The sequence below is a fragment of the Tersicoccus solisilvae genome, assembly GCF_014643255.1.
GTDB classification, from domain to species: Bacteria; Actinomycetota; Actinomycetes; order Actinomycetales; family Micrococcaceae; genus Tersicoccus; species Tersicoccus solisilvae.
In genome coordinates, this window is the sequence record NZ_BMJI01000020.1 from 17,936 (window position 1) to 43,251 (window position 25,316).

Consider the following 25,316-nt stretch of genomic DNA (forward strand, 5'->3'; position numbering starts at 1 on the left):
GGGCTCACCGGCTCTGCCTCTGGACGTAGGACAGGACGCCCATCATGCCCTTCTGTGCGTGGTAGGCGTTGTGGCAGTGCAGGAGCCATTGGCCGGGGTTGTCAGCGTCGAAGAAGATGCTGACCGTCTCCTTGGGGCGGACGATCACGGTGTCTTTTCGTGCCCCACTGGTGGCGACCTGGAAGGTGTGGCCGTGGAGGTGCATGGGGTGCCACATCGGGGTCTCGTTGACGAAATCGATCTGGACCCGTTGACCGGGTTCGACCTCGAAGGCCCCGTTGAATGGGTTCTTCTCGTCGAACTGGCGTCCGTTGATGCCCCAGTCGTAGGCCATCATCGACCCGGTGAGCCGGACCCGGTGCACGACGTCGGGCTTCTTCTGCGCAAGCCGCGCGGAGGGGTGGGCGGTGAGCCGGGACCCGTCCGTGACGGTGCCGGTGATGGTGCTGGGCAGCGCCTCGGGTATGGGGGGCTTGCCGGTGCCGGTCTTGATCAGTCCGAGGGCGAGCCCGGTCTTGCCTTCGGGTCGGGCCAACAGTGGGGTGAAGCCGTCCCGAACGGTGAGGAGGGCATCGATCCGCTCCCCCATGCCCAGTACGACGGCATCGACTTGCGCCTGCTCGATCGGGTATCCGTCGGTGTGGGTGAGGGTGATCTTCTGCCCCGGGATGCCCACGCGGTATGCGGTGTCGCCGGCGGCGTTGATAATGCGCAACCTGACCGTGTCCCCAGGTGCGGCGGCGAGAGTGTCGGGATTGTTGGGGGTGCGCCCGTTGACCAGGTGCAACGGGTAGCGCACGTCCCCAGCGTCCCCGCCGAGGTAGTCGCTGGTGGCACCCATCAACATGAAGGACTTCCCATCTGCTGGCGATGAGGAAGATCCCGACCCTCCCATCCCGCCCATGCCGCCCATATTCGAGTGGTCCATGCCGCCCATGCCGCTGGATGAAGAGCTCGAGCCCATGTTCATGGATCCCATCCCGGCGGAAACGGCGGCGTAGGCCTGGTCCGGGGTGCCGGTGATCCCGTCGAGCCAGTCATCGAGCACAATGACCCATTCGTGGTCTGCGGTGACGGGATCCTTGGGGTCTTCGATGATCAGCGCCCCGGACAGGGCACGCTCCCGCTGCAGCTCGATGTGGGAGTGGTACCAGTAGGTGCCGGGGTGCGGTGCCGTGAATTGGTAGGCGAATGCACTACCGCCCGGGACCGCGTCCTGGGTCAGGCCCTGGACACCGTCCATGTCGTTGCGCAGCGCAAGCCCGTGCCAGTGGATGGTGGTCGGCTGAGGCAAACGGTTACGGAGATCGACCTTGATGGTGTCTCCGGTCTGGGCGCGGACAGTGGGCCCGGTCAGGGACGCGTTGTACCCCCAGGTTCCGATCTTCTTCTCGGCCAGGGCCGCAGTGAACGGGGCCGCGGTCAGGGCGGCAGAGACGGTCTTTCCCGTGGTGGGTCGCCGGTTCTCGGTGGTGGATACGAGCCGGTCGGTGGGCAGAATCCGGGTTCGTCCGGAGGCGGTGGACGTGGCCGTGTCCTGGCCGCCGCTGGTGCAGGCAGTCAGGAGGGCGGCGGAAGCGGCGGCAACGGACAGTCCGAGGAACTGGCGTCGGCTTGGGGAGGAATTCATGAGGCGTTAGTCCTGGGCGGGTCAGATGGGGGTGGTGTAGGTGGCCGAGAGGTTCTGCAGCCAATAGATGACCGTGGTCCACACGCCGGTGACCATCAAGGCGCCGACGGCGATGAGCAGGCCGGCGCCGACGATGTTCACAGCACGCAGGTGCCGTTTGACGAATCCGAAGGCGTGGGTGGTCCATCCGAAGCCGGCGGCGAGGACGGTGAGGGGAATGCCGATGCCCACGGCGTAGGCGAAAGCGAGGATGGCACCGCGCCCGGCGTCAGCGGTGGAAGCACTCAGGGCAAGGACGGCGGCCAGGGTCGGTCCCATGCAGGGGGTCCAGCCGAGCCCGAAGACCACACCGAGCAGCGGCGCACCAGTCAGTCCCGTGCGGGGGCGCATGGTGGGTTTGCGGGTGTTCTGCAGCCAGGGGATCCACCCGAGCAGGGCGAGTCCCATGACGATGACCAGGACGCCGAGCCCGCGGATCAGGGCATCCTGCCAGCGCAGTAGCCAGGATCCGAGGATGCCGAACGCCGCCCCATAGGCCGCGAATACGGCAGCGAAGCCGAGAACGAACAGCCCGACCCCGGTGAGGACGCGTCCGCGTGGCCGCGGTCCGCTGTCGCCGCTCAGACCCGACACGTACCCCAGGTATCCGGGCAGCAGCGGCAGGATGCACGGCGAGAGGCAAGACACGGCGCCGGCGATGATGGCGAAGGGCAGTGCCGCCAGGAGGGGGCCGGAGGAGACCACCGACGCGAAGAAGTGGCCGATGCTCATTGGCCGGCCTTGCCGGTGTAGGGGTTGAACGTGTTGCCGCCGTCGGGGGAGCGCTGAATACCGGAACCGGTGACGGCCCAGACCTGGATCTGGCCGCCCACCTCGGTGGCGGTCATAGCCTGCACGGGTTCCGGGACGGTGCCAGCCTGTTTCCAGGTCTGTCCGGCGTCGGTGCTGGTGTGCACGGTGCCATCTGGGGCTACCCCGACCGCCGTCGAGGGGCCGGACAGGGCTGCGAATTGGACTAGTGGCGCATTCGGCACGGTCGTCCAGGTCCGGCCGGCATCGGTCGAGCGGCGAAGGCCGTCCTCGGTGGTCGCCAGGACCACGGGGGTGTCGGGGCGGCCGGCAAGGGCGTAGGGCCGGATCTGGTTGGTCGCCCTGGTCCACGTCTTCAGGTCTCGGGTGGTGAGCAGGGTCCCATCGAAACCGACCAGACCGCCCCGGGTGACGGTCAGGGCGTGAAAGTCGGACTCGCCTTGGCGGGACAAGTCGACCCAGGTTCGCCCGGTGTCGGTGGAGCCGATCAGGCCCAGCGGGTCCGGGAGATTCGAGCCGGTCCCGGGGTGACCGGAGGCGTAGAGCGTCGCCCCTCCCCCGGTGAAGCCCATGTAGTCGTTGGCCGACCCGATTCGTTCGGGCCGACCCTTCGAATAATCGATAAGGCCTTCGTGGGTGGCGACCAGGACGGTTGCACCGTCCGGAGTGACGTGGACGCCGTGGGCGTGGGACCAATCCACGACGGAGGTGGGTTCGGTGCTAGCGACGCCCGATGGCGTTGCTCGATCACCCATCCCGGCCATCGAGGAATGGGAGGGAACCTCGCAGCCGCTGAGCGCTACTGCTCCGGCGAGAGTAATCGCGCCGACGGCGGATCGCGTGATGAACTTGTGCATGATGACTTCCGGTCAAACCACACGCGCGGCAATGCACGTGCGGGTGGGCAGGGAACGTGACGCTGAGCCCGGTGGGCGAGGCACCCGGGTGTCGCGGTTCTACGTTCGGTTGATCGAGAGTTCGATCAGGCTCGGCGCCCGCGCGGGCGGTCGCCGATGCGCGGCGCGGCCGATGGCCGCGGTTCCCGTCTGCGATGCGGGTGCCGCGCACGATCCTGGCTCCGAGATGGGTGTCGGGTGAGGGGCGCTTCCCGGAGTGCAGGGTGCTTGCATGCCCGCACCCGCACATCCGTGACCGACTGGGCACGAAGCACCGGCGGTCTCCGCCGGCGCTTCAGCGGACTTGGCACCGGCGTGAGACGTGACGGCGTGTGAGGATGTGAGAGGGATCATCACAGCTTGGTCCAAGGCCAGGATGTGCATAGCCAACAGGCCCACGAGCACACCCAAGACGGCGACCAGCATCGTTGCTGCGGAGAACGCGGCACGGCCGACGCGACACGCTGCTCGCACTTCGCTCCCCTTCTACACCCAGCGACCGCCAGGCCGGACGGCCACCCTCGACCACTCGCGCACACCATCGGATCGATGATCTGATGACCCTTCGGGGGTGGCTTTACGTTGACCCACTATACCCCCTAGGGGTAAGATGTTGAACTCGGTGCGTCCCCGGCGGGCCCGGGGACGCACGCGCCGTCAACTTCGGCCGGCCGGGCGGCCACTCATACGATGTCGATCTGTCACGGACGGGACTTCGCCAGATGCTTCGACCTTCCCCAGCGGCGCGTGCGGCATTGACCGCACTGGCGGTCCTGAGCGTGGCGTTCGGACTCATCGGAATGCACGTGCTCGGCGGGCACGCCGTCAGCACGGACGGCATGGGAGCGATGAACACGACGGCCCACCTCGGGTCGACCGCAGCGGCGCCGCTGGAGCAGTCACCCACCCTCACCTCGGCGTATCATGCGTCTGTCGGTGGCGACCGGTCCGCCGCAGCCTCCGACGCCCACACCCATGATCATCCTTGCGCCCAACCCGGTGACCCACAGTGCGTTCCCGCCCCCGGGTCAGCTCCTCCGGCCCCGCCCGCCATCGCGGCACTTGCCCGCTCCGACGCATTGATCGCACTCTCGCCGCGGGCGCTTGTCCCTGGCCCTCGAACCACGGACCCGGCACCTGACCTCGCACTTCTCTCGATCAGCCGAACGTGACGGCTTGGTGCCGTGCTGCGCCACGACTCATTACCGTTCGCCTGAATCGAAGGAAAACTCATGAACATCAAGACGCTTGCCCTACCCGCTGCCCTCCTGACCGGCGCGCTCCTCCTCGCCGGATGCGGCACCAACCAAGCCTCCAACAATGCTCCCGCTGCCTCCTCAAGCATGGGGTCCATGGATCACGGGGCCATGAGCGGGATGAGCAGCTCGTCGCCGTCATCATCGCCCTCTCAAGGCACCTTCAACGACGCGGACGTCATGTTCACGCAGATGATGCTGCCCCACCACGAGCAGGCCGTGCAGATGAGCGACATGCTTCTGGCCAAGCAGGGCATCGACCCGCGCATCCAGAAGCTGGCCCAGCAGATCAAGGCGGCTCAGGCCCCAGAGATCAGCACCATGCGTGGCTGGTTGAGCAGCTGGGGACAGCCGAGCGCGATGGCCAGCAACTCGGGTCACAGCATGGACGGGATGATGAGCGGCGATGACATGGCCAAGCTCAAGGCCGCGGACGGCGCGGCCGCGTCGAAGTTGTTCCTGACGCAGATGATCGCTCACCACGAGGGGGCGGTCAGCATGGCCAAGACCGAGGTTGCCGATGGCAAGAATGCTGACGCCGTGGCCATGGCGAAGTCGGTCGTTACTTCCCAGACGAAGGAGATCGACGAAATGAAGGCCATTCTGGCGCAGATGTAGTACCGCCATGGCTGCGGACTGTGCGTGCGCCCCGCAGGGGCGGGGTGCACGCACGGTCCGCGCGGGCAGCCGGGGCCGAAACCATGCCTACGCGGCACCCTCATCGACCGCGTCGAGAGCGGCACGAAGCCGGATTCCGGCATCGTCGGCGACTTCGGGCACCTGTGGACAGCCGAGCGCCATGCCCAGCGGGTCAGGTCGGTCACCGTGAGGAGCCGGTCAGCACGGCTAAGACCGAGGCCACCAGCGGAGAGAACCCCGATGCGGTGGCGATGGCGAAGCCCGTCGTTGCGTTCCAGAGCAAGGGGATCAATGAAGTGAAGGCCTTATCAAACAGATGTGAGCTTCCAGCCGCCCTCGCCTGCGTGAGCCCCTCGTGCTTACGCAGTCGCGGGATCGCGGTGACCCGGCCCTAGGAACACCCACCTCCAATTGCTGGCAACGCATGTCCCAGCGATCCACTGCACTGGTCTCGCCACCCGCCTACGCGCATCCGCGTTACCCTGCGGGGGTACTCCGGCTCGGGAAGGAGATCGAATGTCCGCGTACATCGCTATCGGCATCGTGCTCGGTATCGCGCTGCTCGGTATCGCCGCCCTGGTGCTGCTGGCGCGAGCGATGACGGTCGCTCGGGTTCGGAAGGACGTGCTGCCGTTCGGGTCCGGGTGGGATCTCCAGGAACACGCGCTCTCACGCTTCCACACCCGCTGGTATCCGATGACGCTGGTGTTCCTCGCGTTCGACGTGGAGATGCTGTTCATGTACCCATGGGCGGTCGTCGTCGCCCAGATGGGCGCGGAGGCGGTCATCGAGATGTTCGTCTTCCTCGGGGTTCTGGTCGCCGGCGTGGTCTGGGCCTGGCGCGAAGGAGCGTTTCGATGGGTGTAATCGCCGGTCCGCATCGAACCCCTATGCATGTGCTCCTCGTCGAGGCCCCCGGCGGCAGTGCGGTCCGAATCGAACTGGAAGCGGCGGCCGCGACCACCGGTCACGCCATCGCCATCCACCCAGCGGAGAGCGACGTCCTCCTCGTGTGCGGAACACCCGGACCAGAGCTGCACACCTTCATCGACCGCGTGTGGGACCAGATGCCCTATCCGAAGCACCGCGCCACGCTCACCAGCCCCGACGAGATCGACGCCGCCCTCGCGACCGCGCTGGAGGCCCTCGCGGATCGAGACGCACAGCGATTGGCCGCCCGCGAGAACACGATCGACAACAACGATGCTCAGGCCTTCAACGATCACGAGCATCCGGACGACGAATACTCCAACCACGAGCACTCGGATGACGCTCACGGCAGTGACGCTGACGAATCGATGCACGACCACGGTATGACCATGGGAGCTCACGATCACATGTCGATGGATCACATGTCGATGAGCGGTCCGGGGGGATACCCGCTCGCCGAGGGTGCCGATGATCGGGACGGCCTGGAAATGGACGTGCTGCACCGGCGGCTCGGCCCGGTCCTGCCGGCCTGGCCCGCGGACGTCGTCCTGGACGTGACGCTCGCCGGCGACACCATCACCGACGCCGCCGCCGCGATGGTCGACGCCGACGATCACGTGCCGGCGGAGCCAAAGAACGTTGCGGCCATCGCACTCGACCAGGCCGCCCAAGTGCTCGCCGTTGCCGGATGGGACGCCGCGGCAGCGCGGACGCTTCGCATCCGAGACCTCACCGTGACCGGCCACCGCGACCAGGCGCGGGAACGCATCCGGCCGCTGCACCGCCGGATCGAGCGATCCGTCATGCTCCGCTGGTCACTGCGCGGCACCCAGGTTCGACCTGGCGTCGATGTCCGCACCGTCCTGCTGGAGCGCCTCGAGCGCGCAGACGCCGCGCTCAACGGACGCCAGCCGAAGCCGGAGCTGGCGACGACGGTGGATGAGATTCCGGCACTGGTCGAAGGACGCGACATCGGCAGCGCCCGCCTCGTCGTCGCCGCACTCACCGTGCACCCCGGTCGTCGCACGGACACCACCGATCCTGCCGGCGCGGCGAAACGGCACCACCATGGTTGACGTCGGAAGCGCCCTCTGGGCGCTCGTCCTGCCCGCCGTCGTCGTCGTCCTCGCCATCGCGGCCGCTGGCGGCAACGCCGCCCTGGTGGCACGGGACCGCGGGACACCGCTGCGCGCTGCGGTCCTCTCACCATTCCGGGAAACCGGCCGGCTCCTCCGCCAGCAACGCCGCACCGTGCTCGGCGCGGACTTCCTCTTATGGCGGATCGGCGGGTCCGGGCTCATCGTCGCCGCGTTCCTCGCCGCCCTCGTCGTTCCCGTCGGCACGCTGGTGCCGCTGGATATCCCGGTTGGCGTGGTGTGGTTCAACGCCGTTGACGTCAGCCTCTGGGCGTTGTGGTGGCTGCTCGGGTGGGGTGGCAACAGTGTGCACCCGCTGATCGGTGGGTACCGGTTCCTGGCGCAGGCCCTGGCGTACGAGATCCCGCTGATGTTCGCCCTGACTGCTCCCGCGATCGGCGCGCAGAGCCTCCGGCTGACCGATGTCGTCACGGCGCAGCAACCCGTCTGGTTCGCACTGACGATGCCGGTCGCGTTCGTCGTCTACTGCGCCTCGGTCGCCGCGTTCTCTGCGTGGGGACCGTTTTCCCTTCCCGCCGGCACGGACATCGCCGGGGGTGTCCTCGGGGAACTCTCCGGCGTCGACCGGCTGCTCGTCCTGGCTGGAAGGTGGTGCCTGCTTGTTGCGGGCGCCGCGTTCGCGGTGCCGATGTTCCTCGGTGGTGGGGCCGGTCCGCTGCTCCCGCCGGCACTGTGGCTGCTGGTGAAGACGTGTGCGTTACTCGCCGTGTTCCTGTTACTCGGACGCGCAATACCGGCAGTCCGGCCGCAGCGGCTCGCGGAACTGGGTTGGGTCGTCGTGCTGCCGGTGGTTCTGCTGCAGCTGCTGGTCACCTCGGTGCTGGCTGTGATGGGAAAGGGGTAACTGCGATGGCGACGATCGTGTTCTGGGTCGCGGCCGTGGTCGCGGTGCTCGCCGCAGCCGCGGTGTTCCGGGTCGATTCGATGGCACGTGCGACGTACGCACTGGCGGTGTCGTTCATCGGCGTCGGTGTCACCATCCTGGTGCTACACCTGGACTTCATCGGCGTCGTGACGATCCTGATGATGGTGATGGAGATGGCCGTGATGGCCGTGTTCATGGTCTCCTACATGGGCATGAACCCGGCGCTGATGCCGATGGACATGACCCACGCAAAACGCCCTGCGGCAGTGATCGCGGCCACCGTGTTCGTCGGCCTCGCCGCGGCCGCGCTCCTCATTCCGTGGCCCGCCCGCGCCGGAACCGCACCGGCGGACACCACCCGGGCACTCGGTGAGGCGATCATGGGGTCGAAGATGCTCGTGATGCTGACGATCAGCCCCATCCTGTTCGCCACGATCATTGCCGCCCTCGTGCTGGCGAACCCTCGCGGCCGGTACGACCGGCTCGGCGACGACCTCCAGGACACCCCCGCCGACCCGGAGCCGGGAGGGATGGGGCGATGAGCCTGCAACTGGTCCTGCTGGTCGTGGCCGCGCTGTTCGCCATCGGACTGTACGGCGCGATCTCACAGCAGGTGGTCGTGATGGTGATGATGGGCATCGAGGTGATGATCAACGCCGTCATCCTCGCCGCCGCCGCGTTCTGGTGGTATCTCACACCGACCGTCGATGGACAGGTGCTGCTGCTGGTGATCATCGCGGCGATGACGATCGAGATGGCGATGGGCTTCGCGGTCGCGACGATCCTGCACCGTTCCCGGAACTCCGACATGACCGACTCCGCAACGGACCTCACTCAGTGAGCGCCGCGCTGATCACCGCCATCGTCCTGCCCGCCCTCGTCGGGGCGGCACTGGCAACGGGTGGACGCTTCGCCGAACGGGCCGCCGTCACCGTCAGCCTCGCCACGGCAGCCATCATGGCGATTGCCGCCACGATCGGTGCCGTCACGCGTGCGGAGGTGACCGGCGGGGTTCCGAGGCTGCTCACGGACTCCGGCCCGGACTTCCGTGTCGACGCCCTGGCCGCGGTCGTGTTGCCGACCGTGGTGTGGATCGGATTCTTGGTGCTCGTGTTCGCAACCGCGGACCGGACCCGTCCGGCGGCGCGATTCCACGGGCTGATGCTGATCTTCCTCGCCGCTGTGGTGGTCACCGTCACCGCGACCGGCCTGCCCTTTTTGCTCGCCGCGTGGGAGGTGATGGGCGCCACCTCCTACGCCCTCATCGGGTTCCGCTGGCAGGACCGCGCCCGCGTCGCCGGCGGATTCACCGCGTTCACCGTGACGCGCGCCGGGGACCTCGGCATGTACCTCGCCGCCGGCGCGGTTGTCGCCGGCGGCGGCTCCTGGTCGCTCACTGCCCTGCAGTCGCTGCCCGGTCCGTGGGTGCACGTCGCCGCTGCGGGGCTGCTTGCTGCGGGCTTCGGGAAGGCGGCGCAGCTGCCGTTCTCGTTCTGGATCTCCCGAGCCATGGAAGGCCCGAGCGCGGTGAGCGCACTGCTGCACTCCGCTGCGATGGTCGCCATGGGTGGTTACCTGCTCCTCCGCGTCGATCCGCTTCTGGGCGGCACCGGCTGGGCAGGGCCGACGGCGGCGTGGGTGGGTGCCGCGACGGCGATCGTCCTCGGCATCGTCGCACTAGCGCAGCGGGATCTGAAGCAGGTCCTCGCCGCATCGACGGCATCCCAGCTGGGGTTCGTCGTCCTCGCCGCCGGCGTCGGCTCGGTCAGCGGCGGTGCCGCGCAGCTCGTCGCCCATGCCGCCACGAAAGCGCTGCTGTTCCTCACCGCGGGGGCGTGGCTCACGGCTACCGGGACGAAACAGTTCACCGGTCTCCGCGGTGTCGCCGCCCGGTGGCCCGCGGTCGGCGTCCTCGCCACCGTCGGTGCGATGTCGCTGGCCGGCCTGCCGCCACTGTCCCTGTGGTACGCCAAGGACGTCGTCCTCGCCGCCGCCCTGGAGGAGCAACCGTGGCTGTATACGGCGGGTCTCGCCGGAGCGGCACTGGCAGCGGCGTACTCCGCCCGAATCATCGCGCTGCTGTGGCGGCGCGCTGGAACACCGGAAGCGTCCTGGGACGACGAGGAACACGGCACCCGACAGGTGCCGCGCCTGGCGATCGTTCCGATGGTGGTGCTCACCGCCGCTGCCGCCGGACTCGCGCTCCTCGGCACACCGCTGCTGCATCCGCTGCTCGCTCCACTCTCCGGGCCGGCGGTGTCGTGGCCGGAGCTCGCCGCGTCCGCCGCGATCGCGGTCATCGTGATCCTCCTGACCCTGTGGCGCACACCCATCATCCGCATCGGGGCGCACTGGTTCGGACTCGAACGTGCCGCTGTCACGGTCGTCGCCACACCGACACTGCGGCTGGCTGCCGTCCTCGCACGTCTCGATGACCGCTTCGGCACAGCCGTCGACCTGTCGGGGCGTGCGCTCGGGCAGGCTGCCCGCGCCGTACGCGCGCTCGACGAGCGTGGACCAGCCGCCGCGACGGGGTGGGTCGGCTCCGGCGTCGCGGTACTCGGTCGATTGGCTCGACGCCCGCAGACCGGCCAGGTCCACCACTACTACATCGGCGCAACCGTGACCGTTGCCGTCGCAGCCGTCCTGCTCCTGGTCGTGAGGTGATCGTGCTCAGTCTGATCGTGTTCCTTCCTGTCGCCGCCGCGGCGATCCTCGCTCTGGCGCGGCCCGTGTCCGGGCGCGGAGCCGCCTGGGTGTGGCTGATGACGAGCGTCGTGGAGCTTGCCCTCGGGATCCTCGTGTCCATCCCCACCACCGACACGGCGGGGCTGCGGTGGGAGGAGCGGGTGGAGTGGATGCCGAGCGCCGGCACCAGCTATCACCTCGGCATCGACGGCTTCTCGGCCCCGTTGCTGCTCCTGACCAACGTCGTGTTCCTCGCCTGCGCGCTCTGGGCGATGCGGGACACCGACCGGCCTCGCCCGCAGGCCGCACTGTTCCTGTTCCTGCAGACCACCTGCCTCGGGGTCTTCGCCGCGCAGGACCTGCTGCTGTTCTTCGTGTTCTTCGACCTGTCCATCGTCGGCATGTACTTCGTCATCGCAGGGTGGGGGCACGGCAACCATCAGCGGTCCGCGCTGCGGTTCTTCCTCTACACGTTCCTCGGGTCCCTCGCGCTCCTGCTCGGCTTCATCGGCCTCTACCTCGGAGCAACACCACACACATTCGACATGGTCGAGCTGGCCCGGCACGGCTTCACCGGCACACCCTTCGCCGCTGGCGCCGTCCTCGCAGCGATCGTGGTCGGCTTCGCCGTCAAGACCCCCACCGTGCCGTTCCACTCCTGGCTGCCTCCGGCGCACACCGATGCACCGTCCATCGGCTCCGTCGTCCTCGCGAGCGTGCTACTGAAGATGGGCACCTACGGATTCCTCCGCATCGCGATGCCGATGCTGCCGGATGCGTGGCGGTCCTGGGCGTGGGTGATCCTGATCGTCGGCCTCGTGTCCGTGCTGTACGGGGCCCTCGTCGCGCTGGCGCAGACGAACGTCAAACGACTGATCGCGTACACCTCGGTCAACCACATGGGCTACGTCGTGCTCGCCATCGGCGCCGCCGGCTTGACCGGGTCGTCCTCCGCGCAGGCGCAGCAGTTGGCGATCACCGGCGCGACCGTGCAGATGGTGTCCCACGGCCTGATCACCGGGGCACTGTTCCTGCTCGCGGGCGTCCTCCACGACCGGCGGGGCAGCTACGAGATCAGCGACTACAGCGGTCTTGCGAAGCCCGCTCCACGGTTTTTCGGACTCTTCGCCGTCGCCGCGTTCGCGTCGCTCGGGATCCCCGGCTTCAGCGGCTTCATCGCCGAGTTCCAGATCTTCGCCGGCAGCATCGGAGCAACAGCGATCGCCGCGATCGCGCTGCCGGGGATCCTGATCACCGCGGCCCTGTTCCTCCGCACCGTGCAGAAGATGTTCACCGGACCGACGGAACGCCTCGCCGAAGACTTCACCGACGTCACCACTCGGGAGACCGCGACGGTCGGGGCGCTCCTGCTGCTCTCCCTGGCCATCGGCGTCGTGCCAGGACCACTACTGCAGCTCATCGCTCCCGCCGCCCGGCAGCTGTCCGCACTGGTCGGAGGTCCAGCGTGAACATGGACTACGGTGCCCTCCTGCCGGAGATCGTCCTGATGGGCGGTGCGATCGCCGCGCTGCTCGGCGGCAGCTTCCTTCCGCGACGCAGGCAGGCATTCGTGACATGGTCAGCGATCGTGGTGGCGTGCGTCAGTGCCGTCACGGCCGCCCTGAGGATCGGGCCGCCGACCGTCTTCAGCGATTCCTACGCGCTCGACGATGCGACGACGACGATCAGGATCCTCGTACCCGTGGCGACCGCGATCGTGATGCTCATCGGACGACAGTCGTCCCGGGGCTCCGCTCGAGAGAGCGAGACCGCCTCGCTGCTGCTCCTGGCTGCACTCGGCACGGTCGTGCTCACCGGCGCGAACGACCTGCTCATCGTGGCGACCGGGTTCCTCCTAGCGACAGTGCCGCTCTACGCGCTGATCGGACTGTCCCGCTCCTCGACCGCGGCCGAGGCGACGATGAAGACGTACCTGCTGGGCGCGATCTTCGGCGTCGTGATGCTTTTCGGCATCGCCGTCCTCGTCGGTGTCGCCGGCGGCAGCACCTACCCCGAGCTGCAACGGGCGCTACCACATGTACCGGCGGCAGCGGCCGCGCTCGGGTTCATCGGGCTCCTCGCCGGCCTGCTGTTCAAAGCCGGCGCGGTCCCGGGACACTTCTGGGTCCCGGACGCGGCGGAGGGTGCCGGTATCGGCATCGCGGCGTTCATCACCACCGTCCCGAAGCTCGGCGCCCTGATCGCACTGGCACGCCTCGTCGTCGTCATGCCTGACACCGTGGACGCACCGCTGCTGGTCGGAGTGCTCGCTGCTGCGAGCATGATCCTTGGCACTCTCGCGGCGTTCTGGCAACGCAACGCCCCACGGCTGCTCGGCTGGTCCACAGTCGGACAAGTCGGTTTCATGTTGATGCCCGTCGCCGTGATCGGCGTCGAACCGTCTGCCCGCCCCGCCCTGCTGACCTACCTGGTAGTCTACGCCGTGACGAACCTGGCCCTGTTCGCTGCGATCGCCGCGCTCCCGGACCGCACGATGGTCCGCTCCTGGCGTGGTGCAGCACGGGAACATCCCGTCATCACGGGTGTCGTTCTGGTCGGCCTGCTGAGCCTCGTCGGGACACCACCGACCGCGGTTTTCGTGGGCAAACTCGCAGTCTTCACGGCGGCCTGGGAAGGCGGGATGTCGTGGCTGGTGGTCATCGCTGCCGCCGTCTCGGTCGCGTCGCTGTTCTACGCGCTGCGTTGGGTGTCAACGGCTTTCCAACGGCCAGCGGCACCGCGGTCGCGCACCTCCGCTGTGCAGCTGCAGGCGGTCACTGCCGTGACGCTCGGTGCGCTGATCATCGTCGCCTTCAGCGTCCCGGCCCTGGTGCAGTGGTGACACTCGCGTTCCGACAAATTCTGCCTTTGCGAGGTCGATCGGGACGGTGCGGGCGCGGAAAAAGACGGCGGCCCGGCGCGTCGAACTGGCATACGCCCCCGCAGAGCCAACCAGTTCCGCCCTGACTTCGCCCGCCGCGCGGGTGACGCCCGTTAGACGAACGTCTAACGGACACTCCCCCACTCCCCGACTCGCCCGCGCAGCTGTTGGGGTCGGAGGTGTGAGCAGCCTCGCTCTGTGTCGTCGTTTTCGCTGCGGTCGGTGTCGGGTCAGGTGGTGCCGATGACGAGGGTGCTGCGGGCGGCTTCGACGACGTCGTTGGTGATGACGTCGAGCTCGTTGATCTTCAGGACGCGTTGGATCTGTGGGAGGAGGCGTTCGGGGAGTCGGAAGTTGCCTCGGGTGATGCGTTCGACGGCGGCGATGGCTTGGGCGTCGGTGAAGTCGTCGGGGTCGAGCGTCTTGCCGAGCTTGCGCCATTGACGTTCGAGAACGAAGAGCAGCTCGTCGTGGCCGAGCGGACGGTATTGGTGGGCGAATCCGAGGCGGCTGTAGAGCTGCGGGTAGTGGCTGAACTGCTTCTCGATGCCGGGCATGCCGATGAGGATCATCGCGATGCCGGTGCGGTCGTACTGGTCACGGAGCCACTCGACGGCGTTGCCGGTGAGGCGTTCGGACTCGTCGATGATGATCAGCTCGAGCAGCGACGGGTTGGGGCCGTGCCGGAGGTCGTCCTGCAGGGCTCGCATCGTGGCGGAGACCTCGGGCGTGTAGAAGACCGTGCGGGCACGGTGTGCGGCGGCGTAGATCTTGGTGTCGTCTTCACTGCGTGCGGCCCATCTGGCGATGAATGGGCCGATGCTGTCCCAGTGGGCGTAGCGGCGTGCGGAAAGGGTCTTACCGACGCCAGCGGGGCCGAAGCAGACGCCGATGGTGTTCTGCTTCCGAACGGCATCCGCGAACTCCGCGAACCGGCGGTGTTCCTTCGTGATGATGAACTGGCTCGTCATGACCGGTCCTCCTCGTAGGTCTTCAGTCGCCGTTGATCCGGTGCGGGTGCTGGTGGGGTGTGATCATCGGGCGTGGGGCGGACGATCGCGATGCGTTCGCGGATCTGCCCGCGCAGGGCTCTGCGTTGCGCGTTCCGGGCGGCTTGGATCTGTTTGAGGCTGATCGTCTCGGTCTGGTGCTGGGTGCTGATGGCGGTGCAGAGGAACGCGTCGCGGTGGAAGACGCGGATCTCGGTGACGTCGCGGGGGTCGTACCGAACGCTGACGGTGCTGCCCACGAAGGGTGCGAGGGTGGCTGCGGTGTAGCGAAGCCCTTCGAAGTGGATGCCGTCTCGTTGCACGACGCGCGTGGTCGGGACGGTGAGCAGGAACCCGTCGAGCTGCTCGAGGGAGTCCGGCAGTCGTGGCAGCCACCCGTCTGCGATCCACGCTTCCAGTGGGCTCTTCCGGAGCTCGCGGTGGGTGCGGGCGTTGTAGCGGCGGATGAACGTGTTCATGGCACTCTCGACACCGGCGAGATCTAGCGCCGGCGTCGGCGCGGAGGATCCGGGCGCGAGGTGGCCGGGGAGCGTTGGGAGCAGCTCGGTGTTGATGGTGCCGAAGAACCGCTCGATCTTCCCGCGGCCCTGTGGTCGAGCGACCTGGGAGTAAATGATGCGGAGGTGCAGCACGGCGGCGGTGTCGCCGAGGCGGTGGCTGGTGAAGTCGGACCCGTGGTCCGTGTAGAGCACGTCCGGGATCCCGCAGACGGGCCAGTCTGGTTCCGGCTTGTGCCAGATCGCTTGCCGGAGCGCGAGCGCGGTGTTCGCGGCGGATGGGGCGCCGAGGAACACCATGTACCCGCAGACCGCACGGGAGTAGTCGTCGAGGATCACCGTCAACCACGGCCGTTCCGGCTTGCCGTCGGGTCCGACGATGAGCAGGTCGAGCATCGTGTGGTCCGCCTGCCAGATCGCGTTGGGGCGATCCGCACGACGTCGGAGCAACAGTTCGTGCTTGTCCCGATATGACGCGGGCCCCTCGAGCGCGAGCGTCACCATCCCGGGATCAAGCCCGTTCACGATCGACCGCACAACCGAGTACGACGGCGCTGAGAGACCTCGTTTGGTGCAGTGGTTGTCGACCTGGCGGTGAATCGTGGCGATCGAGGGTCGTGGCTTGGTGAGCGCGAGCCCCTCGATCAGGCGCACCAGTTCCGGTGCCGTCCGTCGGGCGCCGTGATCGGTGCGGGTGCCGTCGGCGAGAGCCGGGTATCCGCCGGTTCGGTAGCGGGCGAGCCAGCGTTGCAGGGTGCGTTCGGCGACGCCCGTGGTGCGAGCGAGGGTGGCGAGCGGGATGGCGTCCTCGACGTGCAGTCGAAGGATGCCCCACCGCTCGCTTGCGTCCATGGGTAGCTACATCGTTGGGGAAGGCTTGGTTCGTCGCGCCACGACGGGCTCGGCGTGCTTCGCGAGTGCACGGTAGATGGTGGTGCGGCTGACGCCGAGCACGTCACCGATCTGCGCGACGGTCATGTCCTGCTGCTCGTACAGCCGGCGCGCGGTGCGCACCTGGTCCGCGGAGAGGCGAGACGGTCGGCCGCCGGTCCGGCCGCGGGCTCGGGCGGCGGCGAGGCCGGCGTTGGTGCGTTCCTTGATGAGGTCCCGCTCGAACTCCGCCAGAGCGGCGAAGACGTGGAACACGAGCCGGCCGCCGGGTGAGGTGGTGTCGATGGTCTCCTGCAGCGACCGGAACCCGACCCCGCGCTCGGCGAGAGCGTGCAGCTGATCGATGAGGTGCCGGATGGACCGGCCGAGCCGGTCGAGTCGCCAGACGACGAGAGTGTCGCCGGGGCGGAGCTGGTCGAGGAGCTTGTCCAGCTCGGGCCGGTGTTGGAGCGACCCGGACATGGTGTCGACGAACACGCGGTAGCAGCCGGCGGCGTTGAGCGCGTCGATCTGCAGCGCCGCGTCCTGGTCAGTAGTGGACACGCGCGCGTACCCGAGGAGGTGGCCCATGAAGAGAACGTAGCGAAACTCGATCCGGAGGGGTAGTGGTGGCACGTAGATTCCGGGACTGGGTTCCGTTACATGACACGCCGCCTCGCACCCTGGCGGGGCGTCGGTACGGATAGTTGTAGCGGAATCGTTCGTTTTCGCTACAACATGGAGACAGAGCCCTCCTGGCCGAATGAGGGGCGGCTTTTTGAACCGGTGGTTACTGCTGCCCGCGGCGGGCTCGACGCAGTTCTGCGACGATGCGAGCTCGCTCGGGATCCTTGGCCAGCGTGCGGTCGTCGATGACGTCGATGACGTGCTGGATCAGCGCGACGACCTGCTTGGACAGGAACGCGCTGAGCACGCCGCCGGCGACGGCGATGACGCCAGTCAGGGCAGCAGTACCACCGGAGGCCGTCAGCATGTCCACCGTGTCGGTGATGGGCATGATGCCTCCTTCGGGGTTGGCCAGTTGCGGCCAGAACCCACCCGTCCTCGGGTGGGGGCATGAGGACCGCCGGCGCGCAACGAGGCGTGGCAGCGGATGGCAGGAGCGTCGAGAGCTCCCTGCGAATGCCCGAGTCAGATCAGGGCATAAAAAAGGCCGGTCCTGAGAGGGCCGGCCGGAGACAGCGTCGTGCTGCCTTGAGTGTCAGCGTACAGCGCCTATGCGACACCCGCGAGATTCCCGGGCAGACGCGTGCCGAGCAGCCTCAGGGTAGCGGAGCAGGCGGGCATGAAAAAAGCCGATCCAGAGGACCGGCTGTAGGCGCACACTATGAACGCAGGACGATTCTGACACGGCCGGCGGACATTCGGCAAGCACTTCGCGCCACCATGTCGCGGTGGACTACTTCGCCGGCGCGGTGATGAGGCCGGCGAGGGTGTCCAGGGCGCCGGGGATGAGGGAGAAGTAGGCCCAGGTGCCGCGCTTTTCGCGGTGGAGGATCCCGGCGTCGACGAGGACCTTGAGGTGGTGCGACACGGTCGGCTGGGACAGGCCGAGCGGTTCCTGCAGGTCGCAGACGCAGGCCTCGGCACCGTCGTGCGCGGCGACCATCGAGATCAGCCGGAGCCGGGCCGGGTCCGCGATCGCCTTGAGCGACTTCGCGAGGACCTCGGCGGACGCCTGGTCCATCGCCTCGGTGGTGACGGGCGAGCAGCACGCGGTGACGTCCTGGATGGGAAGCAGCTCGATCGTCATGGGCTCATCCTCCCACCGACTTCGACGGGCGTCTATATTTGCGTTCATCGATATCGACGTGCTTCGATGTACGGGCCGGCTTTCGGCTCCCGCTCGATCCGTGAAGGACCAGCCTGATGACTCACCTCCTCGCCGTCGGCGGCAGTGACGCCGGCATCGCCGCAGCGCTCCGCGCCCGCGAACTTGACCCGACCACCGATGTGACGGTGGTACTCGCGGACGAGTTCCCGAACTTCTCCATCTGCGGCATCCCGTACTGGGTCTCCGGCGACGTCGCGACGGAAGCGTCCCTCGCGCACCGCACCCGCGCGGACCTCGAAGCCGCCGGCATGACCGTCCGCTCCTCCACCTGGGCCTCCGCCGTCGACGTCGACCGCCGCCGCCTCACCGTCACCGGCGCTGCCGGGGAAGAGCAGATCTCCTACGACGAGCTGCTGATCGGCACCGGCGCCGAGCCCGTGCGCCCGGCCGGGGTCCCGTTCGGGGAATCTGGCATCCACCTGCTGCACTCCATGACTGATGCGGAGCAGGTGGTCGCTGCCCTCGAGCTGCTGCCGGCGGGGAGCCGGGTGGCGGTCGTCGGTGCTGGCTACATCGGCCTGGAGATGACCGAAGGGCTCGTCGCGCGCGGGTTCGAGACGACGCTGATTCAGCGTGGCCCGGAAGTGCTCTCCACCCTCGACCCGGAGCTCGGGTCCCTCGTCACCGCCGAGGTCCGCCGCCATGGCGCGGCCGTCCTGACCGGGTCGACCGTCACCGGGATCGCCCCGACAGGCGGTGGGCAGTGGCGCGTCGCCACCAGGTCGACGTCCGGTGACGCGGAGGGCACGTTCGCCCTCGTCGTGGTCTGCGTCGGCGTCCATCCCGTCACGGACCTCGCGGTCGCCGCTGGGGCACGGCTCGGTCAGGCCGGCGCGATCGTCGTCGACAAATCGATGCGGACCGGGGTGCCGCATGTGTGGGCTGCCGGTGACTGCGTCGTGACGCACCACCGGCTCCTCGGCACCACGTGGTTGCCGCTCGGGACGACAGCGCACAAGCAGGGCCGCGTCGCCGCGGAAAACATGCTCGGCGGCAGCAAGGTTTTCGCAGGCTCGGTGGGGACGCAGGTGGTGAAGGTGTTCGATCTCGTCGCCGCCCGCACCGGCCTCCGCCAGCACGAGACCGGCCCTCTGGAGGTGTCTCCGTTGACGCGGGTGACGGTGGCGGATGACCACAAGCGGTACTACCCGGGCGCGGTCCCGCTGACGATCAGCGTCACCGGCGACCAGAGCACCGGTCGGCTCCTCGGTGCGCAGATCGTCGGGCAGCGCTCGGCAGAGATCAGCAAGCGCATCGACACGTTCGCCACTGCCCTCCACGCGGAGCTCACCGTGGACGACGTCATCGACCTCGACCTCTCCTACACGCCGCCGCTCGGGTCCCCGTGGGACGCCGTGCAGGTCGCCGCGCAGGGCTGGGAACGCGCCGCCGCCGCAGCGAACCAGGCTGCAGTGAACCAGGCTGCGGTGATCGGCTGATGGTGATGGCTGTGGTGGCTGCGGCGATCTTCGTCGCGACGCTCGTGGTGGTGATCTGGCAGCCCAAGGGGTTCCCGATCGGCTACACCGCGCTCATCGGCGCCGTCATCGCCCTCGCCACCACCGTCGTCGGCCTCTCCGACATCCCGACAGTGGTCGGGATCGTGTGGAACGCGACACTGACGTTCGTCGCGGTGGTGCTGATCTCGTTGATCCTCGACGAGGCCGGGTTCTTCGAGTGGGCAGCCCTCCACGTTGCCCGCTGGGGCCGCGGCAACGGACGGCTGCTGTTCGTCCTCATCGTCGGCCTCGGTGCCGTCATCGCGGCCGTGTTCGCCAACGACGGGGCCGCACTGATCCTCACCCCGATCGTCGTCGGGATGCTCCGGGCCCTGAACATGCCGCAGAAGGCAGCGCTCGGGTTCATCCTCGCCACCGGGTTCATCGCCGACACCGGCAGCCTGCCGCTGGTGGTGTCGAACCTGGTCAACATCGTCTCCGCCGACTACTTCCACCTCGGCTTCGCCGAGTACGCCGCCGTCATGATCCCCGTCGGCATCGTCTCCGTCCTCGCCTCCCTCGGCATGCTGCTGCTCTACTTCGGCAAGAGCATCCCGAAGCGGTACGACGTCCTCGCCCTCACCAGCCCCACCGCCGCGATCACGGACCGGGCGACGTTCCGCGCCGGTTGGGTCGTCCTCGCCCTGCTGCTCGTCGGCTACTTCGCCGCCGACCCACTCGGTGTGCCGCTCGCGGCCGTCGCTGGTGTCGGGGCGGTCGTGATCGTGCTCGTTGCCGCCCGGCAGCCCGCGTTCCTCTTCGCCCGCGCCCAGGCCGCACCGGTCCTGGTCACCACCGGCGGCACCGCCACCGTCGGTGCCGCCGGTGGCGGTGCGGGTGCGCCGTCGGGGCGGGTGATTCCGGTGTGGAAGACGATCCGGGAGGCGCCGTGGCAGATCGTGCTGTTCTCCATCGGCATGTACCTCGTCGTCTACGGCCTGCAGAACCAGGGCCTCACTGACCACCTCGCGAAGCTGTTCGACGTGTTCGGCGACCACGGGGTGCTCGTCACGGCGCTCGGCGTCGGGTTCACCATCGCGATCCTCGCGTCCCTGATGAACAACATGCCCACCGTCCTCATCGCCGCCCTCGCCATCGGCGGAGCCGGAGCGACCGGGCTCACCCACGAGGTGATGGTCTACGCCAACGTCATCGGCTCCGACCTCGGCCCGAAGATCACCCCCATCGGCTCCCTCGCGACCCTGCTGTGGTTGCACGTGCTGGAGAAGAAGGGCATCCACATCGGGTGGGGGCAGTACTTCCGCACCGGCATCGTCCTCACCGTCCCCGTCCTCGCCGTCACCCTCGCCGCCCTCGCCGGCTGGCTCACCCTCATCCGCTGAACCCGGAAAGACACACACCCATGAGTGACAAGCCCACTCTCCTGTTCGTCTGCGTCCACAACGCGGGACGCTCCCAGATGGCCGCCGGCTACGCGCAGGCACTCGGCGGCGACCGCGTCGAGGTCCTCTCCGCCGGCAGTGCGCCGAAGGACCAGATCAACCCGATCGCGATCCAGGCGATGGCCGAAGACGGCATCGACATCGCCGGCAACCAGCCGAAGATCCTCACCACCGACGCCGTCCGCGACTCCGACGCCGTCATCACCATGGGGTGCGGCGACGCGTGCCCGATCTTCCCGGGCAAGCGGTACGAGGACTGGGAACTCACCGATCCCGCCGGCCGCGGCATCGAGGACGTCCGCCCCATCCGCGACGACGTCAAGCACCGCGTCCAGACGCTCCTCGCCGAGCTGCTGCCCACCGAAGCAACCGCGTAACGACCAGGAAGCCGCAGACCATGACGCTTACCCTCACCGTCCCACCCCGGACCGACGCGGACCGCCTCACCGGGCTGCCCGTCGCGGTCATCGGTGCCGGCCCCGTCGGGCTCGCTGCCGCCGCGCACCTCCTCGAGCGCGGCCTCGACGTCGTCGTCTACGAAGCTGGCCCGACGGTTGGGACGAGCGTCCGCGCGTGGGGACACACGCGCCTGTTCTCCCCGTGGCAGTACGTCATCGACCCTGCCGCGCAGCGTCTCCTGGAAGCCACCGGCTGGGAAGCGCCTCGAGCGGCGTCGTTGCCCACTGGCCAGGACCTCGTCGACACGTACCTGGCGCCCCTGGCTGCGACCCCGCAGCTCGCACCGGTGATCCGCTACGGCACCCGGGTGGAGGCGGTGTCACGGCAGGGCATGGACCGCACCCGCTCCACCGGCCGCGCCGACACCCCCTTCCTGCTCCGCCTCCACACCGCCGACGGCGTCACGGACATCACCGCGCGTGCGGTCGTCGACACCTCCGGCACCTACACATCACCGAACCCCCTCACTGCCGCTGGGCTCGCACCCGCCGCGGACCTCGGCGACCGCGTCGTCCACGCACTGCCTGACGTCCTCGGCGCCGACCGGGCCCGGTTCTCGGGGAAGCGGGTCCTCGTCGTTGGTGCCGGCCACTCCGCGGCGAACACGCTCATCAAGCTCGCCAGCCTCGCCAAGACCGCGCCGGGTACCGAAGTGCTGTGGGCTGTCCGAAACGCCGGCACCGCCCGGCTCGGCGCCGACGCAGCCGACGGCCTCGCGGCCAGGGGTCAGCTCGGGTCCACCGTCCACGGCCTCGTCGAGTCCGGTCAGCTGCAGCAGATCGCCTCGTACGAGATCGACGACGTCCGCGCCGACTGCGACCAGGTCACCGTCACCGGCCGGCGCGCGGGAGAGCCGTTCGCGGTCACTGTCGACGTCATCGTGAACGCCACCGGATTCCGGCCCGACCTCGACATGCTCCGCGAGATCCGCCTCGGCCTCGACGACATCGTCGAAGCACCCCGAGCCCTCGCACCACTGATCGACCCGAACCTGCACTCCTGCGGCTCCGTTCCCCCGCACGGTGTCGCCGAGTTGGCGCACCCGGAGCCGAACTTCTTCATCGCCGGCATGAAGTCCTACGGCCGCGCGCCCACGTTCCTGCTCCTCACCGGCTACGAGCAGGTCCGCTCCATCGCCGCCGAACTCGCCGGCGACCACACCGCAGCCCGACAGCTCGAACTCGTCCTCCCCGAAACGGGTGTCTGCTCCACCGACATCGGCGGCAGCTCCTGCTGCACCACCCCGCCCGCCACCGCCACTCCTGCCGCTGAGGACGCTGCCTGCTGCACTCCGCTTGATTCGGCTACCGGCAACACCTCGTGCTGCACCAACTGACCGGACTTGCATCCATGACCACGAAGCCCACTGTCCTGTTCATCTGCAAGCACAACGCCGGCCGCTCACAACTCGGCGCAGCACTCCTCGAACTCGCCGCACCCGACCGATACACGGCCACCTCCGCCGGCATCACCCCGGCCGACGAGGTGAACCCCTCGATCGCCGCGACCGTAGGCGAACTCGGCCTCGACATCACCGCACGCATGCCGCGGCGCGTGACGCCCGACCTGCTCGAACACGCGGACATCGTCGTCCTCATGAAGCCCGGACTCGAACTCCCCGCAGAACCTGGCGGCACGGTCCTGGAGTGGTCGTTCCCCGACCCCAACTCCTGGTCACCGGAAGACGTGCGACCAATGCGGGACGCCGTCGCAGAACGCATCGAACGAGAGCTCCTGCAGCCGTAGCGACCGGGCTACCCGACACGAAGCGAAGCCAGAAGGACGACACAGAGCGAAGCTGTTCACAGTTCAACGTTCTCGGCATGGTCGCCGAGTTCGAAGCCGACCTCATCCGCATGCGCACCCGCGAAGGCATGGCCATCGCCAAGACACGCGGCCGGCTCAAGGGCCGGGCCCCGTCCCTCTCCCCCAGCCGGCGCCGGCACCTGCTCACCCTCGTCGACGCCGGCGACCACACCCACACCGAGCTCGCCGAGCTCTTCCAGGTCTCCCGAGCCACGGTGTACCGGGAGATTCGAAAGAGGTCGGGAGCTCCACTAGAAGCCACGAGTACCCGCCCCTAACGACGTCGGTCGAACAAAACAACTGATTCGACCGACGTGGTAGTAACGCTTACCGAGGCGCCCTATACTCGCAGATGCGATAAAACTATCCGGCACCTACATGATCGCGCCGTCACGGACAGTGCTAGCCTCAGTCGGATATAGATGTTGCCAACGCATCACGGTCCCGCCGTGGATGTTGAAACAGGAGCAGGGGTTGGCACACTTGGGCTCTTACCTGTTGGTCCGATGAAGGCACCGACCTGCAGGACGATCGCGGCAACGATTAAAGCCCCCGCACCAACCCGATAGAACCATTTAAGCTTATCCTCCGAACGTAACTCGTCCTTACCAGTTATCAGCTTTACCAAACCTTTGGTTCTATATCCGCTGCCTTGGGTAATAGAAGCGGTCACCCCTGCAGCCGGCAGCGTCTCCTTTATTTGCCTTTCGATTTCCGTACCATGGGCGACAGAAGCCTTGAGCAAGGAGTGGTACCAGTGTGCGTCAACGAAGTAGAAGGCGTACCAAAGAATCAGTCCGGCCAGGATGATGAGGGACCCGAGCGAGACGAACCAAACGCGTGTATTGTCTTTTGCAGCAACTCCGGCGACACCCAAGGCGAAGGTTGCTGCGGTGAGCGCCAGGCTCCTTATTCGCCACTCGATATCATTGAAGTGAATTTGTACCTCGACACTTTTCTTCCACATGTCGATGTAGTAGCCGACCTCTTGGTCCGGGGTTAACGACGTTCCTGTCTGATGCAATGGCGTTGTCGCGCCATCCGGCGTGTCTTCTGCATCGTTCGTGCCGGCAGTCACCTGAGCCCCGCAAACGATGAGCCAAAAATCGGCAGGATTTCGTTGATGGTCTCGTGACACGTCGCCGTGGGGATGACGTCCGCTCTTGGTCCGGCTAGCGCGCGCTCTCGTTCGACGTCCTTCTGGGACCAGTGGGTGACGCGACGGAGCAGGTCATACTCTTCTTGATCCTGCACCCGGCCATACTCAGCGTACACGTCGAGAACCTCAGCAGCCTGAGCCATCGCTATGTCCTTCATCAGGCTGTCCCCAAGGTAAAGTGCATTCGATCTCGGCACTTCTTCCTCCTGTAGGATTGATGAAATGACGTGCGTGTCCGGTTTAAGTATCCCTAGCGGAACCTGGCGGTGAATGGTGCTGCGCAGCCCGAATTGTCCACGATAGCGTCCAGTACGGAGGGCGGCCGGGTCGATACCCGACAACAAATCATGATCAGGAGACGAGTACAAAACGTCGATGACGCCGTCTAATCCTGTATGTTTAATGCGCCACTCTGTCCAGTAGGCCGTGGACTCTGTGTATGCGACAACTCTTATGCCTCGAGCTTTAAGTTGATCGAGGACTTCGCGGACGCCCGGATACAGCTTTGTTTCGCGTCTGCGCGCCGAACTCTGCGCATGGAGGGCATCGTCGAATACCTCGAACGGATCGCGCGTACCTGAGAATTCGACAAGCGCGGGCACTTCGCGAACTAGATTCGAGTACTCGGTCGTTCCTCGCCGTTGGTGGACTTCCCGGATTTGAATCTCCAGGAGTTCACGGTCTAGGCCGCTGATCGCCTGAAGTCCATCGAGAAGCGCCGAGAATGACTGATACCAAGCATCAAACCAGTCCCATAACGTATTGTCGAGATCCGTGATCAAGATCCGTTGCTGCTCTGCCATGTTCATCACCCTAGACCGCTCTTCCCAATTGAGGGTGTGAGCCTGCCGGTGGGCGCGTCGGTGACGGCGTAAACGTCGATGCCCTCCCGAGGATGGTCTGGAAGACATCGACGTGCGCGACGCTACCTTCGCCTAACCTGAGCTGACCACGTTCTGCCGCCTCGCCGAGCTCGGCCTTCACGCCGTCGGGCAACGCCTCGACC

27 protein-coding genes are annotated in these 25,316 nt (G+C 67.5%); 16 read left to right on the forward strand and 11 right to left on the reverse strand.

Going from position 1 to position 25,316, the window contains the following annotated elements:
* Positions 1-4: 4 nt before the first annotated feature.
* The 4 genes from IEX22_RS12970 to IEX22_RS16120 form a co-directional block, all read right to left on the reverse strand.
* Positions 5-1,630, reverse strand: coding sequence for a multicopper oxidase family protein (locus tag IEX22_RS12970; RefSeq protein ID WP_188668839.1), 1,626 nt, complete (start codon positions 1,628-1,630; stop codon positions 5-7).
* A gap of 21 nt (positions 1,631-1,651) precedes the next feature.
* Positions 1,652-2,401, reverse strand: a complete 750-nt coding sequence (locus IEX22_RS12975; protein ID WP_188668840.1) for a cytochrome c biogenesis CcdA family protein — start codon at positions 2,399-2,401, stop codon at positions 1,652-1,654.
* A complete protein-coding gene (locus tag IEX22_RS12980; RefSeq protein WP_188668841.1) occupies positions 2,398-3,297 on the reverse strand; it encodes a F510_1955 family glycosylhydrolase in 900 nt (299 codons plus the stop codon). Before IEX22_RS12980 ends, IEX22_RS12975 begins: the two co-directional genes overlap by 4 nt.
* Positions 3,298-3,396: 99 nt before the next feature.
* Entirely contained in the window at positions 3,397-3,762 is a 366-nt protein-coding gene (locus IEX22_RS16120) for a DUF6153 family protein (protein WP_368855334.1), read from the reverse strand.
* 296 nt (positions 3,763-4,058) lie between these two features.
* On the opposite strand from IEX22_RS16120, the gene IEX22_RS16125 reads away from it, so the two are divergent.
* From IEX22_RS16125 to IEX22_RS13025, 10 genes are all read left to right on the forward strand, one after another.
* Positions 4,059-4,508, forward strand: a complete 450-nt coding sequence (locus IEX22_RS16125; RefSeq protein ID WP_368855335.1) for a DUF6153 family protein — start codon at positions 4,059-4,061, stop codon at positions 4,506-4,508.
* 60 nt (positions 4,509-4,568) lie between these two features.
* The gene (locus IEX22_RS12985; RefSeq protein ID WP_188668842.1) at positions 4,569-5,210 is read left to right on the forward strand and encodes a DUF305 domain-containing protein; all 642 of its coding nucleotides are present in this window, start codon (positions 4,569-4,571) and stop codon (positions 5,208-5,210) included.
* A gap of 537 nt (positions 5,211-5,747) precedes the next feature.
* A complete protein-coding gene (locus tag IEX22_RS12990; protein ID WP_076693356.1) occupies positions 5,748-6,098 on the forward strand; it encodes an NADH-quinone oxidoreductase subunit A in 351 nt (116 codons plus the stop codon).
* Positions 6,089-7,237 (forward strand): hypothetical protein, encoded by a 1,149-nt coding sequence (locus IEX22_RS12995; RefSeq protein WP_188668843.1) that lies wholly within the window; start codon positions 6,089-6,091, stop codon positions 7,235-7,237. The genes IEX22_RS12990 and IEX22_RS12995 overlap by 10 nt, the downstream gene beginning before the upstream one ends.
* The gene (locus IEX22_RS13000; RefSeq protein ID WP_076693354.1) at positions 7,230-8,162 is read left to right on the forward strand and encodes an NADH-quinone oxidoreductase subunit H; all 933 of its coding nucleotides are present in this window, start codon (positions 7,230-7,232) and stop codon (positions 8,160-8,162) included. Before IEX22_RS12995 ends, IEX22_RS13000 begins: the two co-directional genes overlap by 8 nt.
* A gap of 5 nt (positions 8,163-8,167) precedes the next feature.
* Entirely contained in the window at positions 8,168-8,725 is a 558-nt protein-coding gene (locus IEX22_RS13005) for an NADH-quinone oxidoreductase subunit J (protein WP_188668844.1), read from the forward strand.
* Positions 8,722-9,024 carry an NADH-quinone oxidoreductase subunit NuoK gene (nuoK, locus tag IEX22_RS13010; protein WP_076693352.1) on the forward strand — a complete coding sequence of 101 codons (303 nt, stop codon included), beginning with the start codon at positions 8,722-8,724 and terminating at the stop codon, positions 9,022-9,024. Before IEX22_RS13005 ends, nuoK begins: the two co-directional genes overlap by 4 nt.
* Positions 9,021-10,850 (forward strand): proton-conducting transporter transmembrane domain-containing protein, encoded by a 1,830-nt coding sequence (locus IEX22_RS13015; RefSeq protein WP_188668845.1) that lies wholly within the window; start codon positions 9,021-9,023, stop codon positions 10,848-10,850. Before nuoK ends, IEX22_RS13015 begins: the two co-directional genes overlap by 4 nt.
* A 2-nt stretch (positions 10,851-10,852) precedes the next feature.
* Positions 10,853-12,340 carry a complex I subunit 4 family protein gene (locus IEX22_RS13020; RefSeq protein WP_076693367.1) on the forward strand — a complete coding sequence of 496 codons (1,488 nt, stop codon included), beginning with the start codon at positions 10,853-10,855 and terminating at the stop codon, positions 12,338-12,340.
* Between the two features lie 38 nt (positions 12,341-12,378).
* Positions 12,379-13,713: an NADH-quinone oxidoreductase subunit N gene (locus IEX22_RS13025; protein ID WP_229660025.1), complete on the forward strand. Its 1,335-nt coding sequence runs from the start codon at positions 12,379-12,381 to the stop codon at positions 13,711-13,713.
* 269 nt (positions 13,714-13,982) lie between these two features.
* Here IEX22_RS13025 and IEX22_RS13030 read toward each other — a convergent pair whose 3' ends face one another.
* The 5 genes from IEX22_RS13030 to IEX22_RS13050 all read right to left on the reverse strand — a co-directional run bounded on the left by IEX22_RS13030 (position 13,983) and on the right by IEX22_RS13050 (position 17,903).
* The gene (locus IEX22_RS13030; protein WP_188668846.1) at positions 13,983-14,723 is read right to left on the reverse strand and encodes an AAA family ATPase; all 741 of its coding nucleotides are present in this window, start codon (positions 14,721-14,723) and stop codon (positions 13,983-13,985) included.
* A complete protein-coding gene (locus IEX22_RS13035; RefSeq protein ID WP_188668847.1) occupies positions 14,720-16,111 on the reverse strand; it encodes a TnsB C-terminal domain-containing protein in 1,392 nt (463 codons plus the stop codon). The genes IEX22_RS13030 and IEX22_RS13035 overlap by 4 nt, the downstream gene beginning before the upstream one ends.
* 6 nt (positions 16,112-16,117) lie before the next feature.
* Positions 16,118-16,720 (reverse strand): recombinase family protein, encoded by a 603-nt coding sequence (locus IEX22_RS13040; protein WP_076693229.1) that lies wholly within the window; start codon positions 16,718-16,720, stop codon positions 16,118-16,120.
* 199 nt (positions 16,721-16,919) lie between these two features.
* Entirely contained in the window at positions 16,920-17,147 is a 228-nt protein-coding gene (locus tag IEX22_RS13045; RefSeq protein ID WP_051805400.1) for a hypothetical protein, read from the reverse strand.
* Between the two features lie 402 nt (positions 17,148-17,549).
* Positions 17,550-17,903 carry an ArsR/SmtB family transcription factor gene (locus IEX22_RS13050; RefSeq protein WP_038566171.1) on the reverse strand — a complete coding sequence of 118 codons (354 nt, stop codon included), beginning with the start codon at positions 17,901-17,903 and terminating at the stop codon, positions 17,550-17,552.
* A gap of 116 nt (positions 17,904-18,019) precedes the next feature.
* Here IEX22_RS13050 and IEX22_RS13055 point away from each other — a divergent pair, with 116 nt between their 5' ends.
* From IEX22_RS13055 to IEX22_RS16035, 6 genes are read left to right on the forward strand one after another with little or no spacing between them, the layout of a single operon-like run.
* A complete protein-coding gene (locus IEX22_RS13055; RefSeq protein WP_188668848.1) occupies positions 18,020-19,423 on the forward strand; it encodes an FAD-dependent oxidoreductase in 1,404 nt (467 codons plus the stop codon).
* A gap of 5 nt (positions 19,424-19,428) precedes the next feature.
* Positions 19,429-20,826 (forward strand): arsenic transporter, encoded by a 1,398-nt coding sequence (locus IEX22_RS13060; RefSeq protein WP_038569915.1) that lies wholly within the window; start codon positions 19,429-19,431, stop codon positions 20,824-20,826.
* A gap of 20 nt (positions 20,827-20,846) precedes the next feature.
* Positions 20,847-21,263 (forward strand): arsenate reductase ArsC, encoded by a 417-nt coding sequence (locus tag IEX22_RS13065; RefSeq protein WP_188668849.1) that lies wholly within the window; start codon positions 20,847-20,849, stop codon positions 21,261-21,263.
* Between the two features lie 20 nt (positions 21,264-21,283).
* Positions 21,284-22,681, forward strand: a complete 1,398-nt coding sequence (locus tag IEX22_RS13070) for an FAD-dependent oxidoreductase (RefSeq protein WP_188668850.1) — start codon at positions 21,284-21,286, stop codon at positions 22,679-22,681.
* Between the two features lie 14 nt (positions 22,682-22,695).
* The gene (locus IEX22_RS13075) at positions 22,696-23,091 is read left to right on the forward strand and encodes an arsenate-mycothiol transferase ArsC (RefSeq protein WP_038566160.1); all 396 of its coding nucleotides are present in this window, start codon (positions 22,696-22,698) and stop codon (positions 23,089-23,091) included.
* Positions 22,992-23,429 carry a helix-turn-helix domain-containing protein gene (locus IEX22_RS16035; protein ID WP_268236884.1) on the forward strand — a complete coding sequence of 146 codons (438 nt, stop codon included), beginning with the start codon at positions 22,992-22,994 and terminating at the stop codon, positions 23,427-23,429. The genes IEX22_RS13075 and IEX22_RS16035 overlap by 100 nt, the downstream gene beginning before the upstream one ends.
* A 158-nt stretch (positions 23,430-23,587) precedes the next feature.
* Here the strand turns inward: IEX22_RS16035 and IEX22_RS13085 are convergent, their stop codons facing one another.
* Together IEX22_RS13085 and IEX22_RS13090 are read right to left on the reverse strand one after the other, a co-directional pair.
* Positions 23,588-24,229 (reverse strand): hypothetical protein, encoded by a 642-nt coding sequence (locus IEX22_RS13085; protein WP_188668851.1) that lies wholly within the window; start codon positions 24,227-24,229, stop codon positions 23,588-23,590.
* Complete coding sequence (locus IEX22_RS13090) at positions 24,226-25,113, reverse strand: HAD family hydrolase (protein ID WP_229660026.1); 888 nt, start codon at positions 25,111-25,113, stop codon at positions 24,226-24,228. The genes IEX22_RS13085 and IEX22_RS13090 overlap by 4 nt, the downstream gene beginning before the upstream one ends.
* Positions 25,114-25,316 lie beyond the last annotated feature (203 nt).

Coding starts and splice junctions, on each gene's coding strand:
- IEX22_RS12970 (WP_188668839.1), bottom strand. CDS start 1,630: ATGAATTCCTCCCCAAGCCGACGCCAGTTCCTCGGACTGTCCGTTGCC.
- IEX22_RS12975 (WP_188668840.1), bottom strand. CDS start 2,401: ATGAGCATCGGCCACTTCTTCGCGTCGGTGGTCTCCTCCGGCCCCCTC.
- IEX22_RS12980 (WP_188668841.1), bottom strand. CDS start 3,297: ATGCACAAGTTCATCACGCGATCCGCCGTCGGCGCGATTACTCTCGCC.
- IEX22_RS16120 (WP_368855334.1), bottom strand. CDS start 3,762: ATGCTGGTCGCCGTCTTGGGTGTGCTCGTGGGCCTGTTGGCTATGCAC.
- IEX22_RS16125 (WP_368855335.1), top strand. CDS start 4,059: ATGCTTCGACCTTCCCCAGCGGCGCGTGCGGCATTGACCGCACTGGCG.
- IEX22_RS12985 (WP_188668842.1), top strand. CDS start 4,569: ATGAACATCAAGACGCTTGCCCTACCCGCTGCCCTCCTGACCGGCGCG.
- IEX22_RS12990 (WP_076693356.1), top strand. CDS start 5,748: ATGTCCGCGTACATCGCTATCGGCATCGTGCTCGGTATCGCGCTGCTC.
- IEX22_RS12995 (WP_188668843.1), top strand. CDS start 6,089: ATGGGTGTAATCGCCGGTCCGCATCGAACCCCTATGCATGTGCTCCTC.
- IEX22_RS13000 (WP_076693354.1), top strand. CDS start 7,230: ATGGTTGACGTCGGAAGCGCCCTCTGGGCGCTCGTCCTGCCCGCCGTC.
- IEX22_RS13005 (WP_188668844.1), top strand. CDS start 8,168: ATGGCGACGATCGTGTTCTGGGTCGCGGCCGTGGTCGCGGTGCTCGCC.
- nuoK (WP_076693352.1), top strand. CDS start 8,722: ATGAGCCTGCAACTGGTCCTGCTGGTCGTGGCCGCGCTGTTCGCCATC.
- IEX22_RS13025 (WP_229660025.1), top strand. CDS start 12,379: ATGGGCGGTGCGATCGCCGCGCTGCTCGGCGGCAGCTTCCTTCCGCGA.
- IEX22_RS13030 (WP_188668846.1), bottom strand. CDS start 14,723: ATGACGAGCCAGTTCATCATCACGAAGGAACACCGCCGGTTCGCGGAG.
- IEX22_RS13035 (WP_188668847.1), bottom strand. CDS start 16,111: ATGGACGCAAGCGAGCGGTGGGGCATCCTTCGACTGCACGTCGAGGAC.
- IEX22_RS13040 (WP_076693229.1), bottom strand. CDS start 16,720: ATGGGCCACCTCCTCGGGTACGCGCGCGTGTCCACTACTGACCAGGAC.
- IEX22_RS13045 (WP_051805400.1), bottom strand. CDS start 17,147: ATGCCCATCACCGACACGGTGGACATGCTGACGGCCTCCGGTGGTACT.
- IEX22_RS13050 (WP_038566171.1), bottom strand. CDS start 17,903: ATGACGATCGAGCTGCTTCCCATCCAGGACGTCACCGCGTGCTGCTCG.
- IEX22_RS13055 (WP_188668848.1), top strand. CDS start 18,020: ATGACTCACCTCCTCGCCGTCGGCGGCAGTGACGCCGGCATCGCCGCA.
- IEX22_RS13060 (WP_038569915.1), top strand. CDS start 19,429: ATGGCTGTGGTGGCTGCGGCGATCTTCGTCGCGACGCTCGTGGTGGTG.
- IEX22_RS13065 (WP_188668849.1), top strand. CDS start 20,847: ATGAGTGACAAGCCCACTCTCCTGTTCGTCTGCGTCCACAACGCGGGA.
- IEX22_RS13070 (WP_188668850.1), top strand. CDS start 21,284: ATGACGCTTACCCTCACCGTCCCACCCCGGACCGACGCGGACCGCCTC.
- IEX22_RS13075 (WP_038566160.1), top strand. CDS start 22,696: ATGACCACGAAGCCCACTGTCCTGTTCATCTGCAAGCACAACGCCGGC.
- IEX22_RS13090 (WP_229660026.1), bottom strand. CDS start 25,113: ATGGCAGAGCAGCAACGGATCTTGATCACGGATCTCGACAATACGTTA.